An 18,286-nucleotide genomic window follows, 5' to 3' on the forward strand; every position below is an offset into this window, starting at 1 on the left:
GGCCCTTTTAATTGGGTTTCCATAAAGTCAGTCAGCTGGTGCATCCAGCAGCGCATACCAAACAGGTCCAGAATTAACCCGCTCCAGACTAGGGCAACGCACACCAGTAAAAACAAAGCGATATAAAAAGGGAAAGCTGACATCAATCCATCCTGGACATGAAAACATTTATGGCGCAACAGTATTCTATAAATGACGCTCTCCAGCAACCTCATTAGATATTTTCGCCGGGCTTGCACGATGCGAAAAATATTGTTGGTTAATTTGTGTAATATAGATGACTTTTATTTTCCCCCTGCCGCAGATGCGCGGCAGGGGGCAACCTGGTCAGGTCGGAATTAGCTTTTTGCGAAAATCCACAGATCCTCTTTGGGCAGTGAGACGCGGAAGCGCTGATTGCCGCGGAACTCTTTGCCATACGCACGCAACGCAAAATCATCCCCTTCGGTACGGAACAGGTATTCCCAGCGGTCGCCTAAATACATGCTGGTGAGCAGGGGCAGTTCGAGCGCGTTATCATCCGTGGTGTCAGCCACATTCATACGCTCGACACGTATCACCGCTGTGCCTTCCTGCCCAACACGCACCTCGCCGCTCGGCTTACCCCATAGCGCCCATTTCGCTCCGGCAATACGAGCCCGCCCGCCTTCAACGTGGGTGATTTTGCCGTGCAGACGATTGTTGCTACCCATAAACTCTGCGGCAAACAGCGTAGAAGGCTGGCTGTACATCTCCTGCGGTGTGCCTTGCTGTTCAATCACGCCATTGTTGAGCAGCAGAATGCGGTCAGAGATCGCCATGGCTTCATTTTGGTCGTGCGTCACCATCAAGGCAGATAATCCGAGTCGAATAATCAGCTCGCGTAAAAACACGCGTGCCTCTTCACGCAATTTGGCATCCAGGTTGGAGAGCGGCTCATCCAGCAAAATCACGGGCGGGTTATAGACCAGCGCTCGACCAATCGCCACGCGCTGCTGCTGACCGCCGGAAAGCTGATGCGGATGGCGTTTGCCAAGATGCCCGAGACCCAGTTGATCCAACACCGCCTGAACGCGTTGATTCATCTCTGCTGTGGCCACTTTGCGCAACTTGAGCGGGTAGGCCACGTTCTCAAACACAGTTTTGTGCGGCCACAGCGCGTAGGACTGAAACACCAGGCCGAGATTGCGCTCTTCGGCCGGAATCTCGCTTTTTGGCGTGCCGTCAAACACCACATTTTTGCCGATAGTGATACGCCCCTGTGACGGTTTTTCCAGACCCGCCACGGCGCGCAATAAGGTGGTCTTGCCGCTGCCTGACGGTCCCAGCAGTGAAACCACCTCGCCTTTTTTCAACTGCATTGATACGCCTTTCAATACCGGATTATCGCCGTACATCAGATGCAAGTTATCTACCGATAATTCAATCATGTAATTTCACTCCAAAGCGTAAAGCGATGCCGAGGCCGACCACCACCAGCACGATATTAATCAGGGAGAGCGCAGCCACGATATCAATGGCACCCGCAGACCACAGTGAAACCAGCATTGAACCGATGGTTTCGGTGCCGGGTGACAGCAGATAAACGCCCGTTGAGTATTCGCGCTCAAAAATCAGGAACATCAGCAGCCACGAGCCTATCAGGCCGTGACGTGATAGCGGCACGGTCACATGGCGCGTGGTCTGTCCGGGAGTCGCGCCCACGCTGCGCGCGGCCTCTTCCAGTTCCGGGCCGACCTGCAACAGCGTTGATGAAATCAGACGTAATCCGTAAGCCATCCACACCACGGTGTAGGCCAGCCAGACGCTAAAGATGGTTTGACGCAACGAACGGAGCCAAACGATAAAGTTCTCGCGCAGCCAGTCGGCAACCGGCAGGCTGGAGAGCCAACCATTTTTCAGTGACTGATCCAGCCACATCGGGATGAACAGGAATACCCAGAGAAAAGCCAGACCGGCTAACAGCCCCGGTACGGCGCGAGGTACCAGCACGCTGTAATCCAGGAAGCGCGTAACCTGATCCTGTTTACGGTGCATCGCGATACCCACAAACAGATAACAGATCACCGCAATCGCGCCACCAATGACGCCAATCAGCATCGAGTTGACGATGGCACGCAACAGATTGGGTTGATCCCAGATACTGCGGAAGGTCGCGAAGGATATTTCATCCCACAGTGAGACGCCGACACCCCAGTGAGAGATGAAAGCGCGCATCACCACACCCAGAAGCGGCACGCCGATGGTGACGGTGAGCCAGGTCAACACCACCGCACCGGCAATCCAGCGCCATTTACCCAGCGGCAGGGCGCGGGCTTGTGAGGCTTTGCCTTTCATGGTGACAAAACGGTTGGCGGTACGCATCAGCCAGCGCTGTAGCATCACCAGGGGCACGGTGAAGCAGATCAGCACCACGGCGACAGCGGCCATCAGGTGGTAAGACGGGGTGCCGAGCTTATTGGTCAGCTTATACAGGTAGGTGGCGAGCACCATGTTGCCTTCCGGATCGCCCAACACCAGCATCAGGCCGAATACTTCCAGTCCCAGAAAGAACAGCAGCACGCAGGCATACAGAATCGAAGGGCGCACCATCGGCAGGCTGACCGAAGTCATCACCTGCAAGGGTGAGGCACCCACCGTTCGCGCCGCTTCTTCCACATCTGAGCTCACGCTGCGCAGTGCTGATGAGATATAGAGATAGGCATGCGGCACATGTGTTAGTCCCGCGATCACCACAATGCTGGTCATCGAATAGATGTTCCACGGCACCACGCCAAACAGCTGATTCGCCCACTGAGACAAGAAACCCACTGGCCCGGCGGCAACCACATAGCCAAAGGCCAGCACCATCGGTGAAACAAATATCGGGACCAGAATCAATGGTTCAATCAGGCGGCGTCCTGGCAGATTGGTTCTGACCATCAGGAAAGCCAGAATACCGCCGAGCGGAATGGCAATGATCACCAGACCAAACGCCAGAATAAAGCCAGACTCCAGCGCCTTATAAAAATCAGGATCAGAGAAAATAAACTCAAATGAACCGAACGTCAGCGCTTTCTTTTTGGCAAAGAAGGGCGCCGAAAGAAAACTCTGTACCACAATAAACATCAGCGGCACGTAAATAACCAATGCGGTGATCAGAACAATCAATGCACGTGGCAAACTTTGCCACTTTTTCAGTAACCTGGTCATATGCCAACCCTGTCAAACACCGGAGGCGAGAGGAAAGCTATGCGCCATTGCTGGCGCATAACATCGGGATCGTTATTTCCCTGCAGCGGTGCGCCACTGCTTAATAAATTCCAGGCGCTTCGCCGGTTCCAGATATTCCAGCAGTGATTCGTCTACAGGAATCGGCTTCAGGGCATCACCCAGCATTTTGGTCATACCATCGATATCGTTTTTACCTTCGATATCATTACGCAGTGAAGGGATATCCGCCTGATTCGCCAGGATGCTTTGCCCTTTTTCTGACAACACGTAGTCCAGCCACAATTTGGCCGCGTTCTCATGCTCACCGTCTTCAGTGATAAACGAGACGCGTGATAACACCAGAATGTAATCTTTTGGATAGGCGATGCCCAACGCCGGATCGTTTTTAGCCCGGGCTTCGGCATAGGAACCGAGAATGTTATAACCAATCAGGTTTTCACCCGATGATACGCGCTCCATCATGGTGCCAGTAGAAGACTGTACGGTCAGGCCACCTTTCGCCATACCTGCCAGGTTTTCTTTATATTGCGGATCCACTTTGCTGTCCTGAACCGTCAACATGAAACCTAATCCCGATTTTTCAATATCGTAGGTGGTCACTTTGTTTTTAAATTTAGCCGGATCGGCTGAAATCATTTTTGCCAGCGCGGTGTGAGAATCAGGCGCGGTGTCTTTCGGGATGAGTTTGTTGTTGTAAATAAACACTACCGGTTCGTAGGTCGTGCCGTAGGCTTTATTTTGCCACACCGCCCATTTTGGAATTTTACTCTGCTCAGGCGAGGCATATTCCGCAGCGTAGTCGGTGGCCAGCTTCAACGCGGTATCCATGGATGAGCTCCACACCACATCACCGCTGCCGCTGCCGGAGGCCTGTTCACTGATGTAACGGTTGTAGAGTTCGGTGCTGTTCATGTCGTTATATTCAACTTTGATGCCCGGATAGAGCGACTCAAAGCCTTTAATTAACGGGCCAGCAGCCTTAGTGTCAGTGGTTGAATACACCACCACTTTTCCCTCTTTTGTCGCTGCATCAATGACTTTCTGATAATCAGCGGGATAACCAGCAGGCACAGCGGCGATCGCAGAGAAGGAGAGCCCAGCCATGACAGAGGTTGTTAAAAAACGCAGTGAGGTTTTCATACAGATCCTTTTGGTTACATTTGTTACAAGAATTTAACAGTAACCCATTGCGACCCCGATGCAATCCACCCTGTAAAGTTTTTACAGCTTTTGTGAACTCAGTTTGGTTATTTATTTCAAGGTAAAATTATTTCACGCTGAATGTCGTGAAGGTATCGAATAAAAGTAAGCACATTCAGGGAATCCTTAATTGAACATTAAGAACGAGGTGTAATTCTCCACTTTTAAGAAAAGCTTTCATCAGGGGAACTATTTTTTTGTTTTAAGGGAGATTTAAGTTTCCCCGTTCATCATGGGCGCAATATGTTGACGGGGACACCGATCATGACTGACACCTTTACAGAATTAAAAGCGAAAGTACCTCAAGCCACGCTGTTGTTTTGGGTGCTAAAAATGATGTCCACAACGGTAGGTGAAACCGGAGCGGACTGGATAAACTTTGGACTAGGATTGGGTCTGACCGGCACATCGATTATTTCTGCGTTGTTATTTTTATGCGTATTACTGATTCAGTTGCGCGCACCGCGTTATATCCCCTGGTTGTATTGGCTCACGGTGTTAATGGTGAGCATTACCGGTACGTTATTGACTGATTATCTGACCGACCAACTGCAGGTCCCATTGCTTTATTCTGTGGCGATGTTTGGTTCGGGGCTGGTAATGGTGTTGATGTTTTGGCATCGCACCGAGGGCACACTGGAATTCGCATCCATCAATACGAAAGGCCGTGAACTCTATTATTGGCTCGCCATTATGATCACCTTCGCTTTTGGTACCGCGTTGGGCGATGCGTTGGCCGAAAGATTATCGTTAGGCTATCTGACCACCACGCTGTTGTTTGCCGTGTTGATTGCTGCGACAGCCGTATTATGGCGCGTAAGTAGACTCAGCAGCGTGACCTGTTTCTGGACGATTTACGTTCTGACGCGCCCATTGGGGGCTTCACTCGCCGATCTGTTCTCTCAGCCGATGAAAGAGGGCGGATTGGGCTATGGCACCACGCCGGTCAATATTATTTTCCTGCTTGTGATGGCGATATTAATCGGCGCATCAACGTTGTACGGCCACTCATCGCGCCAGATATCCAAACTCTAAACAGATCAGGAATGAAAATATGTTGCAGCATCTGATGGATTATCTCTCGGGCAGTCACTTGATAGCGTTGGTAAATGCCGACCCTTTATATGTGGTGGCCATTGTCGCGGTGATTATTTTATGCGAAACCGGCCTGGTGATTGTGCCGTTTTTACCCGGCGATTCACTGTTATTCACATTAGGCGCCTTTTTACCGGCGACATCTGTTTCACCCTTGCTGGTGATCGCTCTGTTAACCGCCGCCGCTTTTATCGGCGATACGTTGAATTACCATATTGGCAAAGGGGCGGTGGGGCGTTTTATTTTGCGGCGTCAATGGCTGAAGGTTCAGCATCGGGAAAAGACGGAAGCTTTCTTTCGCAAATATGGCGCAGCCACCGTCTTTATTGGTCGCTTCGTGCCGATTGTTCGTAGCGTTGCGCCCTTTGTCGCGGGGCTGTCGTCCATGCCTCGCTCTGCATTTTTACTCTGGAATTTTGCGGGCGGTCTGGCGTGGTGTGGAAGTTTCATCGCGCTCGGCTATTTCCTGGGTGATCTGGCCTGGGTGCGCGATCACCGCGAATGGCTGGCGCTCGGCATTATTGGCGTTTCACTGCTGCCGGTGCTGACCGCGGTGATGCGTCCTGCTCAGCAGGAAGAGTCATGAGAGTGCTGCTGGTTGAAGATGACCGCATGATCGGTGATGCAGTGTATGCGGCGCTGAAAGATGCCGCCTACGCCGCTGATTGGGTGCGTGATGGCGAACAGGCGCTGCTGAGTCTGACGGCTCACCACTACGATTTGGTGCTGCTTGATCTGGGTTTACCGCGTCGTGATGGCGTTGAAGTGCTGAAGCAACTGCGTCAGCAAGGGAATCAGGTACCGCTGCTGATTGTTACCGCACGCGATGCACTGGAAGATCGTTTGAAGGGTCTGGATGCGGGTGCCGATGATTATGTGCTCAAGCCCTTTGCCATGAGTGAACTGTTGGCACGCGCACGTGCGGTGATGCGGCGCAAAGCAGGGAATGCCTCGCCGCTGATGAGCAATGGGCTCTTGACCCTCAATCCGGCAACCCGGCAGGTGTGTCATCTTCAACGCGATGAAACCCACACGCTATCTGCCCGAGAGTATGCCCTGTTGCAGGCGTTAATCGCCCAGCCCGGTCAGATTTTTTCGCGCAGCGAGCTAGAAAGCAAAATTTACGGCTGGGGCGAAGAGGTTGAGAGCAACGCGATTGAGTACTTCATTCATTCGCTGCGTAAAAAGCTCGGTAGTGATGCGATTCAGAACGTGCGGGGCGTGGGATGGAAAGTCTCAAAAGACGCCTGAGTGAATCAGTGCAATTACGTCTGTCGCTGGTTTTGTGTGTTGCTGTCGGCAGTATCGCTTTTCTCAGCGGGGTGTTGGGTTTTCTCTCTGCCTGGGATGAAGCGCATGAGTTGCAGGATTCGTCGCTGCAACAAATCGCCAGTCTGGCGAAAGATGGCATGTTGGCGCCCGGTAAGAGCAGTTTCATCAGCCCGCCGCTTCAGGATGAGGAGGGCTCGCGCATTGTGGTGCACTTCATCATGCCTGCTGCGGCGCCCGTTGCTGATTTTGCACTGCCTGCACAGCTTGAGGCGGGTTTTCACACGCTGAAAGTCAATCAACAACGCTATCGCGTGCTGATAGAAAACATGGCTGGTGGCGTGCGCGTGGCGGTGGCGCAACGTGCTTCGGTACAGGAAAACGTTGCGCTCTCTTCGGCGCTACGAACATTAGTACCATTTGGCATTCTTTTTCCGGTACTGCTGTATCTGATTGCCGATCTGGTAAAGAAGATTTTCCGCCCGATTCGCCAACTGGCGGCGGAGGTCGATCAGCAACGCGACAGTGCGTCAATGTCACTGAGTGGCGCGACAATTCCGCATGAAATTCAGCCCTTTATCACTGCCATCAATCGCTTGCTACAACGATCTTCTGATGCCATCACGCAGCAACGACGTTTTGTTGCGGATGCCGCCCACGAACTTCGCTCACCGCTGACGGCGCTGATACTGCAATCCGAACGGCTGGCAAGTAGCGAACTGCCGCCGGAGAGCCAGCATCGGCTAAGTGATTTGCGTGCCGGGATGCAACGCGCCAGTTGGCTGGTGGAGCAGTTGCTGACGCTGAGCCGCGCTCAAAGTGGTGAAGCCGGAGTGCTGCCGCCCGTGGAGCGCACACAGGTTTTTGCGGTGATGAAGCAGGTGATTGCCGATCTGCATCCGTTAGCTGAGCACAAAGCCCAGGATCTGGGGGTGCTCAGCATCAGTGATGCGGTGGTGATGGCGCGCCCCTCTGATCTCTATACCGCGCTGCGCAATCTGTTGCACAACGCCATCCACTACACGCCGGAGGGCGGATGCATCGATATCGCTATCGAACAGCATCCCCGCCAGGTGTTGATCACCATCGAAGACTCCGGTCCGGGTATTCCCGCCGATAAGCACCATCGGGTGTTTGACGCTTTTTATCGCATGGAAGGCAATGACGCCAACGGCTCAGGCTTAGGTTTGTCGATTGTCCGCGCCATGCTGGTTCGCATGCAGGGTGAGGTGGCGCTATCAGCCGCCACGCGCTTCCCATCGGGTTTGAAGGTAAGTGTTTCCCTGCCACTGGCTTAATTGATTACAAGGAGATAGCGATGTTTCTGACATCTGAAAATGCGGAAAATATTAACGACACGGTTTTCCTGCTGCTGAATGCGCCGGCGCATGCATCGACGGCAATGCTGAGTTTTGGCAATGTCTGCGCGACGTGGCTGATATTGATATATCCGCTGGCATTGCTGGTTTATTGGTTCAGTTTTAACCGTGATAAGCAACAGGCGGCGTTGTCTGCTTTACTGACATCGCTGATCGCTTTAACCCTCAACGTGATCATCGGAGATTTCTTCCCTCATCCACGACCGTTTATGGTGCCGATTGGCCACACCTTTATTTCCCATGTCGCCGACGCTTCTTTCCCCAGCGATCATATGACACTGGCCTGTGCGATTACGATGAGTTTGTTATTTAGCCAACGGCAGATATCAGGTGCCGTGCTGCTGGTGATGAGCGGATTTATTGCCTGGGGTCGAATCTATATGGGGGTGCATTTCCCCGGCGATATGTTGGGTTCGGTGCTGGTGGCACTGGGGTGTGCCTTCGCTGTTAATAAAGCGGAACCGCTACTCACACCGCTGTTTGATAAACTCTGCAATTTGAATACGTATTTATTGGGTTATTTAAAGCTCACGCGCGCAAAACATTAATTGACGGATGATTAAACCGATGCGATTTTTACGCAGCCCTTTTATTGCGCTGTTCATCAGTTGTGCATTGTTGTTTGCTATTCCTTTATTTCCTGGGGAATTCACTGGAGCTGGAATGCCAACGATCAATCCGCGCTGTTATGGTGGTTTTATGTGCTGACGCAGACCGTGAGTCAACCGTTTGGCTTTATCACGTCTGCGTTAATGTTGTTTGTTTTGATTTATACGTTGAATATTCGTCGGGGAGAGTGGCTTAAATTTGCGTTGGTGATGTTATTGCCAGTGATCGTTGGACAAGTGGCGGTCAGCGAGATCAAAAAGACCAACCACGAGCCACGCCCCTATGTGGTGTGGCTGAGTCAGACGGACAGTGAGATTGATCGCCACTTTTACCAGGATGATCCTGCCCAGCGGCGGCAGCTGGTTACCCAGCGGTTGGCTAATAACCTCCAGATTCCTGATTGGCAGAAGCAGCACTGGCTTCAACAGGTCGATCCTGCCTTTCCTTCCGGGCACACGATCTTTGCTGCTACCTGGGCATTAATGGCGGTGGCGCTGCTGATGGCGCGGGGTAAGTGGCTGTTGGCTGGGCTGGTGATGTTGTGGGCATATGGCGTGATTATCAGCCGTCTGGCGCTGGGTATGCACTGGCCGGGGGATTTGTTTACGTCGATTATGATAGCGCTCTATCTGAGCTTGCCTGCGCTGTGGTGGTGGTTGCGGCGAAAGGCAGTTTAAACGTTGCTCTAAAAGCAATCGGTGATAACGCAGTCTGGTGCCGCTCAGGGGCTGGCGGTTCAGGTGATAACGTAGTCTGGTGCCGCTCAGGGGCTGGCGGTACAGGTGATAACGCAGTCTGGTGTCGCTCAGTGGCTGGCGGTACAGGTGATAACGCAGTCTGCTGTCGCTCAGTGGCTGGCTGTCCTCGCGCCCCTGACGCGGTACCTTCACTTCACTCGTCAGCCTGACGGACCGGCGCAGACGGGACTTTCCCTGTCCCGGCTGCACCTTTCGCCAGCATCCATGCTGGCTCTCCTGGCTTCCTCATTCCGTTCAGCGCTGCGAAATGCCATCCCCTGAGCGGCACCAGCCTGCTTGCTAACTTCTGTATACGCTGTTGGAGAGGGCGCGATGGTGAAGACGTTAGCGCTTTTACTGCCACAAAGGGCGCGATGGCTAAGGCGATAACCCTTTTATTGCTACAGGGGGCACAGTGTTTGAGGCCACAGCCCCTCTGATGCTGCAAGGGCTATTCGCAGCGCTGAGGCGGAGACGTTGTGCCAGGAGCCAGTCGCAGGGATGCGACAGGCAGTTCGGGTAGGCCTGGATGGCCGTACCCGAACGGTCCGGCCGGCACGGCGTTGCAGCCGAAGGCACCGCGAAGCGGCGCGAGGACGGCCCGGCCGCAGCAGAGGTGCTGCGGCCCCCACCAACATGTTCATATATATAAAAAGGCCGCCATTTTAGAAAATAGCGGCCTCATTCAAAAAGGACCTACGCTGGCAAGCATTCGCCAGCGAATTAACTATCTTATTGCTGCTGATAAACCGGTGAGTGGACGGATTTATCGGTCAGGGGATGTAGGTTACTGTCATTATTGACGTGGTGATATTGATCCTCATCCCCCATATTAATTTTCCGTTCGCCTAGATCGAAAGGATAATTCTCGTACAATTTATTCGGTGTGCCGGGATGCCAACTGGCGGGGGTTAATAGCCAGGTATTGGCGGTGCGTTCAACGCCGATATTGGCTTCAACCTGAGTGACGGCTAGCAGGGAAAACGCGGCTACAAGTATCATCAATAATTTCTGTTTCATGGTGGTCACCTCGTGGTTAATAACAACTGTTGTGTTGATAGTGTTATTTTCTCACGGTGGCAGTGACCACACTCAAACCTGAAGATGACAATTCTGACAGGCGGGTTTATTGCGGTATCGAGAAGGTAAAGGTGCTGCCCTGGCCTGGCTTGCTGATGACCGCCACTTTACCGCCGTGTAACTCGGCGATGGTTTTCACGATCGCTAATCCCAGACCGGTATTTTCTGCACTAGTGCGTGAAGGATCGGCACGATAAAAACGCTCAAACAGATACGGAAGATGCTCAGGCTCAATGCCCTCACCATTATCCTGCACGCTAAAGTGCAGCCAGTGAGGTTCGCGGACAGCGCGCAGAATGATCTCACCGCCTGCAGGCGTGTAGTGCAGGGCATTCGACAGCAGGTTAGAGATGGCGCGCTGAAAATGCAGCGGATCGGCAGAGAATGACTCATCGCCGGCTTGTATCAGCGTGATGTTTTTCTCCTCAGCCAGAATGTCGTAAAAACCAATTAAACGCCGGAATTCATTGGCGCTATTTAGCGGCTCTTTTTTCAACGGCTCGCGGCTATTATCGGCGCGGGCCAGAAAAAGCATGGAAGAGACGGTGCGCGACAAGCGTTCACCTTCTTCCACTATCGCCTCTAACGTATCCTGGTACTCCGCTGTGCTGCGTGGTTGATTCAGGGTCACGCTCGCCGCTGAAATCAGATTATTGATCGGTGCGCGCAGCTCATGGGCGAGGTCAGAAGAGAAGCGCGTGAGTTGGGCAAAAGACGCTTCCAGTCGCGTGAGCATACTGTCGAATGATGAGGCCAACACCACCAACTCCGACGGCCAGCGCTCGGTGGCCAAACGCGTATGCAATTCTTCGACGTTGATGGTTTCAATCTGACGGCTGATCACCCGCAGCGGACGCAGGCCACGACGTGCCAGACCATAGCCGCAGGCGGCAAACAGCAGGATCGCCAGCGCAGCAGCCATCTGCATGCGCGCCCAATAATTTTCGATGATTTCATTATTGCGTGAGACGTTGAGCGCGGCCTGCACCAACCACAGCTCTTTATCCTTGAGAGGGAAAGTGGTGGCGGTAATCAGATACTTCTCGTGCAGCTCACCGTCATGATGCTTCCAGCTCTGGTAGTTAAAATCTTTGGTCGGGGCAGGATAAGCCGATTGCGGCACGCGAATATTTTTTGACTGAGACCAGACTTTGCCATCCGGACTGATAATGCGCAGCGACAAACGATCCTGCTCGGCGATAAATTCAAACAACTCCTTCTGCCACTGTTCCTGTGGCCCCTGGCGTTCGCTGATGGTGCTGGCAATCTCTTTCTGGAACTGCAGTGTACTGCGCAACTCATTGACATCTTTGCTGTTGAGCTGGTCGCGCAATGTCTGATAAAGCAGGCCGGAGACGCTGTACAGCACAATCGCCATCGCCAGAGAGAAGAAAAGGGTGAGTCGAACGGTAATCGGGACGTTACGGGGTATCAGCATGCTCTTTTTCTTCCAGGACATAACCGGCACCCCGAATGGTGTGCAGCAGTTTTACCGCATAGTTATCATCAATTTTGCCGCGCAGACGGCGGATAGCGACATCAATCACGTTGGTTTCGGGATCGAAATTCATGTCCCACACCTGCTCGGCGATCACTGTGCGCGACAGGACTTCGCCACTGCGGCGCATCAACAGGCTTAACAACAAAAACTCCTTCTGCGTCAGTTCGATACGGTTGCCTTCGCGTGTGACCTTGTGCTTCACAAAGTCCAGCACCAGCCCGCCAATCTGCAACTGCGATTCGTCGCTGCTTAATACCGCGCTGGGTGTCTGACGGCGCAGGATTACCCGCGCGCGGGCCAGCAGTTCGCTAAAAGAGAAGGGCTTGATCAGGTAATCTTCCGCGCCAAGTTCTAACCCTTTAACCCGGTCCTCGACATCATCCCGTGCCGTGAGAAACATCACTGGCGTCGCGCGGTCGGCCTGCCGCGCCATCTCAAGCAGCTTCCAGCCATTGATACCCGGCAACATCACATCCAGTATCGCCAGGTCATAGTCGTGCGTCAGCAGCAGGTGCAAGCCATCTATACCGTTGGCGGCCACATCCACCACGAAGTCATTCTCGCGCAGCCCTTTGGCGATGTAGTCCGCCGCCATCTGCTGGTCTTCCACTAATAACAATCTCATCCTTCCTCCGTCGCGTGGGTCAGCGCATCCAGACGTGCACCGGTACGATCAAACAGCAAATACAGCACCGGGGTGATAAACAGGGTAATGAATTGCGAAAACACCAGACCACCGACCACGGCGACACCCATCGGCTGGCGTAACTCGGCACCGGCACCCCAGCCGCAGGCAATCGGCAGCGCCCCCATAATGGCGCAAAGGGTGGTCATCATGATCGGGCGGAAACGCTGCAGGCAGGCTTGAATAATGGCGTCATGGGCACTTAGCCCCTGTTCACGCTGCGCAGATAGCGCAAAATCGATCATCATGATGGCGTTCTTCTTCACAATGCCGATCAGCAACAAAATACCAATCATGGCGATGAAGGTCAGATCCAACCCCATGAGCCGCAACGACAGCAGCGCGCCCACGGCAGCGGATGGCAGGCCCAGCAGAATCGTGATGGGATGAATCCAGCTCTCATACAGCATGCCGAGAATCACATAAATCACCGCCAGTGCCAGCACAATCAACCACACCTGGCTGCTCTGCGACTGCTGGTACAGCGCAGCTTGCCCGGCGTAGTTACCGAATACCGTGGCGGGAAGGTTGATGGCACTCTCTGCCTGACTAATGGCTTGCGTCGCATCGGACAGCGACTTACCGGGTGCCAGGTCAAATGAAATGGTGATGGCTGGTAACTGCCCCTGATGGTTCACGGCGGTCACGCCCTGCACGCGGCTAATATGCGTAAAGGTCGACAGCGGCAACAGATCGCCCGAAGCAGAGCGAACATAGATTTGTGACAGATCGCTCTCGTTCTGTCGGAAAGGCTGCTGCACTTCCATGATCACCTCATAGCTGTCTTCCGGGGCGTAGATGGTGGAAGCCTGCAATGTGCCGAAGGCGGCGTACAAATTGCTGCGGATCTGGTCGAGATCGACACCCAGCAAAGAGGCTTTATTGCGGTCAATGGTGAGTTGCGCCTGCAGGCCATTCAGCTGGGCATCGCTGTTCACCCCGACAAACACGCCGCTCTTGTTCATCTCGGCCATCAGTTGATTAGTGTAGTCGTTAAGACTTAAGCCACTGCTGCTGCTCACCGATTGCAGCGTGTACTGATAGGTACTTTTTGCCGCACGGCCACCCACTTTAAAGTTTTGCACCGGGCTGAAGAACACCTGAATGCCAGGTAAGTAGTGGGTTTCGGCGCGCATCTGTTGCAACACTTGCGCCATCGCCGGGCGCTGGCTGGCGTCCTTTAACGTAATGTTAAGCTGAGTCGTGTCGTGATCCACTTTCGTCACCAGCGTCTCTACCGCACTGTCATTTAACAACGTATTGCCCAACTGGAAGGCCACCTGTTTACGCGCTTCGTAGGACATATCCTGCGGCGTGTCGATGTTTGCCGTGACCTGGCCGATATCCTCCTGTGGGAAGAACCCTTTCGGTGCACTGATATACAGCCAGGCCGTCAACGCGATGGTCAACACGGCGACCGAAAGCGTCACGGCACGATGATCCACCGCCCAATTTAATCCGCGCGCATAGTGCTGACGCAGCGTCTCAAACCCGCGTTCAAACAGACGGCTCCACGTCGGCTCTGGTTTTGCGTGATCGGTATCATGGCGCATTAACATCGGTACCAGCAGTGGGATGATGGTAAGTGAGGCGGCAGCGGAAACCAGAATCGCCAGTGACACCACCCAGGCAAATTCATGGAAGAGCAGTCCCATGGTGCCGGGCATAAAGAAGATGGGGATAAACACCGCCACCAGCGACAGCGAGATGGAGATCACCGTGAAGCCGACTTCTCTGACGCCTTTTAATGCCGCGTGTTTGGGATCTTCACCCTGTTCGATGTAGCGCATGATATTTTCCAGCACCACAATGGCATCATCCACCACCAGCCCGACGGCGATGGTCAAACCCATCAGGGAAATGTTATCGAGACTCAAGCCAAAGGCGTACATCAGGCCAAAAGATCCCAGCAGCGAAATCGGTACGCTTAACGCGGGGATCACCGTGGCGCGCACGTGACGCAGGAACAGCAGGATCACCATAATCACCAGCGCAATGGTCAGCAGCAGGGTGAGATTGACGTCGTGAATAGCGTTGCGCACCGAGATCGAACGGTCATTGAGCAGCTGCATGTGAACCGAAGCAGGCATCTGCTGCTGCAATTTCGGTAACAGCTGCTTGATGGTGTCGAGCGTCGCCACCAGATTGGCACCCGGCTGGCGCGTCACGCTCAGCACGATGGCGGTGTGATTGTTCACGGCACTGTGGCTCAGCGTGTTTTCAATGCTGTCCTGCACGCTGGCAATGTCTGAAAGCCTGACCGGCTGGCCATTGCGCGTTGCTACCACCACCTGGCTGAAATCGCTGGCATTGCGCAGGTCACCGCGGGTCTGCAACATCATCATCTGCCTCTTGCCATCCAACTCACCCACCGGGGAATTGTCGTTGGCCGCTTTCAGCGCGGTGTGCAACTCTTCCAGCGTCATGTTGGTGGCGGCGAGTTTGGCGGGATCGACTTCCACGCGCACGGCATAGCGCTTCTGACCAATCACCGTGACTTCCGCTACGCCCTTGATCATCGACAGCGACGGTGAAATCAGATCGTCCGAGTAACGGTTAAGATCGGAGAGCGTCATGGAGGGTGAATCCAGACTGATCTGTGCAATCGGTGCATCCGCTGGATTGACCTTGCGGAAGGTCGGCGGCGTGGTCATCTGCGAAGGCAACTTTTTCAGTGACTGATATAGCGCGGCCTGCACATCTACCGAGGCTGAATCGATGTTCACCGAGGGATCAAACTCCAGCACGATGGTAGTTGCGCCCTCAAGGTTAGTCGAAGTCATAGTCGCCACACCCGGAATGGTCGCCAGATTTTTTTCCAGTGGAGTGGCCACTGAGGAAGCCATGGTTTCCGGGCTGGCGCCTGACAGTGAGGCGTTCACTTTGATGGTAGGCGTATCAAAAGTGGGCAGGGCAGCGACGGGCAAATGCTGCCAGCACACCACACCCGCCACCATGATGGCAATCCAAAACAGCAGTACGGCAATTGGCCGCTGCAAACAACGTTCAGAGAAACTCATGGCTGCATGACCGCCTTATCAATGTTGCTGGCAATCTGCACCCTGATGCCGGGGCGCAAATTATTCGCACCCTCATTCACCACTTTAGTGCCCTGCGCGAGTCCATTAATCACCGCCAGAGACTGCTGCACGCGTAGCAGTGTGACCGTCTGTGCTTGCGCCTGGTTGTGTGCATCAATCACATAGACGAAATGACCCTCGGGCCCGTTTTGCACTGCCTGCGGTGGCAGGACAACGGCATCTGGCGTGACGCCCGCATCAACTTTGACGTTCTGGAACAGACCGGGCCACAACAGGTGCTGATGGTTATCGAAATGGGCTTTAAGCGTAATGGTGCCGCTAGTGGTGTTGACGCTGTTATCAATGAAGTCGAGGGTGCCTTGTGTCGGCTTACCGCTGGCATCCTCAACCCAGACGGTCACCGGTCCCTGGGTTTGGGCAGCCAGTACCGGTTTCAAATCGTTCTCAGGCAGGGTAAACGCGACACCAATCGGATCGAACTGAATGAGTGATACCAGTGGCAATGTGCTGCCGGGCTGCACCAGGCTGCCGGGATGCACATTCAGCGCCCCGGTTTTGCCGCCAACAGGCGCGGTAATGCGCGTATAGCCAAGGTTGACCTGTGCGGTTTGCACATCTTGCTGTGCGGCCTTGAACTGAGACTGATACTGCTGAAGGTTACTTTGCAGCGTGTCCCAGTCAGACAGAGAGATATAGTTTTTCGCTTTTAACATGCGACCGCGTTGCAGATCATTCTGCGCTTTTACTAGAAGCGGTTTGGATTCCCCTGCAGCGGCCACCGCCCGATCATAGGCGGCCTGCTGGCTGGCATCATCAAGCGTAAAAAGTCGCTGCCCGGCTTTAACGAAATCCCCTTCATGGAAATCGACGCTTTTTACCGTGCCAGTCAGTTGCGCCTGGATGTCCACCTGGTTGAGCGGCACCACATGGCCTTGCGTTGCCAGGGTAATCGGTAGCGGTTTCACGGCCGCATCGGCCTGTTGTTTCGGCCAGAAATACCAGCCGCTTCCGCCGACGATCAAACCGACGATCAGCAGAAGGGAGTGTTTGGATTGAAAAGCCATGGTGCCTCGACGAGCGTTGTCATTTTTCACCAGTTTATCGAAGGCTACCGAACAGAATGGAAAGAGGAAGATGACAAATTTGTCATCTTCAGATGCACAGATTCTTCAGTGGGTTACAAAAAGAAAAACGCCACAGCGTGGCGTTTTAGCGGGTGAACCAGATGGTCAGAAAACTCACGACGGCGAACAGGCTCACTGCAATCGCCAGATACTCGCTGGCGGGACGAACAAACATCGATTTCATAAAAATATCCTCGTGGTCATGAGGCTATTTTCGCGAACCAAGATTAACGCAACCTTAGGGCCAAACCCTGTGCGTCAGTTACCGCGAAAAATCAATTGTGCGTCCAGTAAGTGCCTGTTTCCGGGATCGGCAGGAATTGCTGGTTCATCTCCCGCAGCGTGTCATCGGGTGACAGATCGTGGAATAGCTGTGGATGGAAGGTTTTGGCAAAAAATTCGGCGGCCAGCAGGTGCCATGGGCTCATGTAGAAATTTTGCCAGAAGGCGGCGGCGCGCTGCTGCTGCACGGCGGGCAGGGCCGAGACCGTGCTGTCTTGCGCCAGCGCCCGCAGAAAGGTGGTTTTGGCTTGTTCCCCGTTGACCAATGGGCCGAGTTGCAGTGCGGTGTTTTCTTCCGAGCCCGAAGAGCCGGTGGCGATATAGAGATCGGGATTAGCGGCTATCACCGCTTCCGGGTTGAGCTGACCAAATACGGCGGGAAAACGCCCGGCGGCAATGTTGTCGCCCCCGGCGAAGGCGATCAAATCCGCCAGATTGCCATGCGCCACCGTGGTACAGCATTCGGCTTTCTTACCCAGATGTAATTGCAGCATCACTTTCGGACGCGTGCCGTGCCAGTTGGCTAAACGATCGCGAATACGCTGCATATGCTGCTGATAGAAGGCAATGAAGCGCTCGCTTTTCGCCTCATCATTGAGTGCCGCGCCCAGCGTACGCAGACTGGCAACGGTATTCGCCAGCGGGTCGACGCGGAAATCAAGAAACAGCACCGGGATATTCGCGGCCTGTAGCTGCTGCATAAACAGCGAGTTATTGGGCGGAGTACGGGCATACACCGGCAGTATCACCAAATCCGGCTGCAGCGCGATAATTTTCTCTACATTAAGCTGCGAGAAGTTGGAGTTGCCAATCTGGGTAATGTTGCCGATTGACGGGAAGGTTTTGACGTAACGATCCCAGGTTTGCTTATCGAGATTGCGCAGATCCGCGGGCCAGCCGACCACCCGTTTCGCCGGGTTGCCATCCTCCACCAGCGCGAGGGTATAAATCATCCGGCTTTCGCCAATCACAATCCGCTGCGGATTGTCCGGGACATTCACCTGACGTTGCAGGCTATCGGTCAGGGTTTTACTCTGCGAAGCCAGCGGCAATAGCAGAAGCAATGTCAGTAGCACTTTTTTCATCGCGTTG

15 protein-coding genes are annotated in these 18,286 nt (G+C 53.9%); 6 read left to right on the top strand and 9 right to left on the bottom strand.

Going from position 1 to position 18,286, the window contains the following annotated elements:
- Positions 1–338 precede the first annotated feature (338 nt).
- From IAE30_RS03645 to IAE30_RS03655, 3 genes are all read right to left on the bottom strand, one after another.
- Complete coding sequence (locus IAE30_RS03645) at positions 339–1,409, bottom strand: ABC transporter ATP-binding protein (protein WP_200678081.1); 1,071 nt, start codon at positions 1,407–1,409, stop codon at positions 339–341.
- The gene (locus tag IAE30_RS03650; protein WP_200678079.1) at positions 1,402–3,171 is read right to left on the bottom strand and encodes an iron ABC transporter permease; all 1,770 of its coding nucleotides are present in this window, start codon (positions 3,169–3,171) and stop codon (positions 1,402–1,404) included. The genes IAE30_RS03645 and IAE30_RS03650 overlap by 8 nt, the downstream gene beginning before the upstream one ends.
- Positions 3,172–3,243: 72 nt before the next feature.
- Complete coding sequence (locus IAE30_RS03655) at positions 3,244–4,332, bottom strand: ABC transporter substrate-binding protein (protein WP_200678077.1); 1,089 nt, start codon at positions 4,330–4,332, stop codon at positions 3,244–3,246.
- 324 nt (positions 4,333–4,656) lie between these two features.
- Between IAE30_RS03655 and IAE30_RS03660 the strand changes: the two genes are divergently transcribed.
- Genes IAE30_RS03660 through IAE30_RS03685 form a run of 6 tightly spaced genes read left to right on the top strand, consistent with a single transcriptional unit; the run spans position 4,657 to position 9,421 of the window.
- Entirely contained in the window at positions 4,657–5,427 is a 771-nt protein-coding gene (locus IAE30_RS03660; RefSeq protein ID WP_200678075.1) for a hypothetical protein, read from the top strand.
- A 19-nt stretch (positions 5,428–5,446) separates the two neighbouring features.
- The gene (locus IAE30_RS03665; protein ID WP_200678073.1) at positions 5,447–6,073 is read left to right on the top strand and encodes a VTT domain-containing protein; all 627 of its coding nucleotides are present in this window, start codon (positions 5,447–5,449) and stop codon (positions 6,071–6,073) included.
- Positions 6,070–6,738 carry a response regulator transcription factor gene (locus tag IAE30_RS03670; protein ID WP_200678071.1) on the top strand — a complete coding sequence of 223 codons (669 nt, stop codon included), beginning with the start codon at positions 6,070–6,072 and terminating at the stop codon, positions 6,736–6,738. The genes IAE30_RS03665 and IAE30_RS03670 overlap by 4 nt, the downstream gene beginning before the upstream one ends.
- Positions 6,714–8,054: an ATP-binding protein gene (locus tag IAE30_RS03675; protein WP_200678069.1), complete on the top strand. Its 1,341-nt coding sequence runs from the start codon at positions 6,714–6,716 to the stop codon at positions 8,052–8,054. The genes IAE30_RS03670 and IAE30_RS03675 overlap by 25 nt, the downstream gene beginning before the upstream one ends.
- Before the next feature lie 20 nt (positions 8,055–8,074).
- Positions 8,075–8,683, top strand: a complete 609-nt coding sequence (locus IAE30_RS03680; protein WP_200678067.1) for an undecaprenyl-diphosphatase — start codon at positions 8,075–8,077, stop codon at positions 8,681–8,683.
- A 60-nt stretch (positions 8,684–8,743) separates the two neighbouring features.
- Positions 8,744–9,421, top strand: coding sequence for a phosphatase PAP2 family protein (locus IAE30_RS03685; protein WP_200678065.1), 678 nt, complete (start codon positions 8,744–8,746; stop codon positions 9,419–9,421).
- A 792-nt stretch (positions 9,422–10,213) separates the two neighbouring features.
- On the opposite strand, the gene IAE30_RS03690 is transcribed toward IAE30_RS03685, so the two are convergent.
- The 6 genes from IAE30_RS03690 to IAE30_RS03715 all read right to left on the bottom strand — a co-directional run bounded on the left by IAE30_RS03690 (position 10,214) and on the right by IAE30_RS03715 (position 18,279).
- Positions 10,214–10,501, bottom strand: coding sequence for a hypothetical protein (locus tag IAE30_RS03690; protein WP_045815449.1), 288 nt, complete (start codon positions 10,499–10,501; stop codon positions 10,214–10,216).
- A gap of 106 nt (positions 10,502–10,607) precedes the next feature.
- Positions 10,608–11,999, bottom strand: coding sequence for a heavy metal sensor histidine kinase (locus tag IAE30_RS03695; RefSeq protein ID WP_200678057.1), 1,392 nt, complete (start codon positions 11,997–11,999; stop codon positions 10,608–10,610).
- Positions 11,983–12,687 (bottom strand): heavy metal response regulator transcription factor, encoded by a 705-nt coding sequence (locus IAE30_RS03700; RefSeq protein WP_200678055.1) that lies wholly within the window; start codon positions 12,685–12,687, stop codon positions 11,983–11,985. Before IAE30_RS03700 ends, IAE30_RS03695 begins: the two co-directional genes overlap by 17 nt.
- Complete coding sequence (locus IAE30_RS03705) at positions 12,684–15,767, bottom strand: efflux RND transporter permease subunit (protein ID WP_200678053.1); 3,084 nt, start codon at positions 15,765–15,767, stop codon at positions 12,684–12,686. The genes IAE30_RS03700 and IAE30_RS03705 overlap by 4 nt, the downstream gene beginning before the upstream one ends.
- Positions 15,764–16,852, bottom strand: a complete 1,089-nt coding sequence (locus tag IAE30_RS03710) for an efflux RND transporter periplasmic adaptor subunit (RefSeq protein ID WP_200678051.1) — start codon at positions 16,850–16,852, stop codon at positions 15,764–15,766. The genes IAE30_RS03705 and IAE30_RS03710 overlap by 4 nt, the downstream gene beginning before the upstream one ends.
- A gap of 335 nt (positions 16,853–17,187) precedes the next feature.
- Positions 17,188–18,279 (bottom strand): ABC transporter substrate-binding protein, encoded by a 1,092-nt coding sequence (locus tag IAE30_RS03715; RefSeq protein WP_200678372.1) that lies wholly within the window; start codon positions 18,277–18,279, stop codon positions 17,188–17,190.
- Between the last annotated feature and the right edge of the window lie 7 nt (positions 18,280–18,286).

Source organism: Pantoea sp. S61 (assembly GCF_016625145.1).
Classification (GTDB): domain Bacteria; phylum Pseudomonadota; class Gammaproteobacteria; order Enterobacterales; family Enterobacteriaceae; genus Pantoea; species Pantoea rwandensis_B.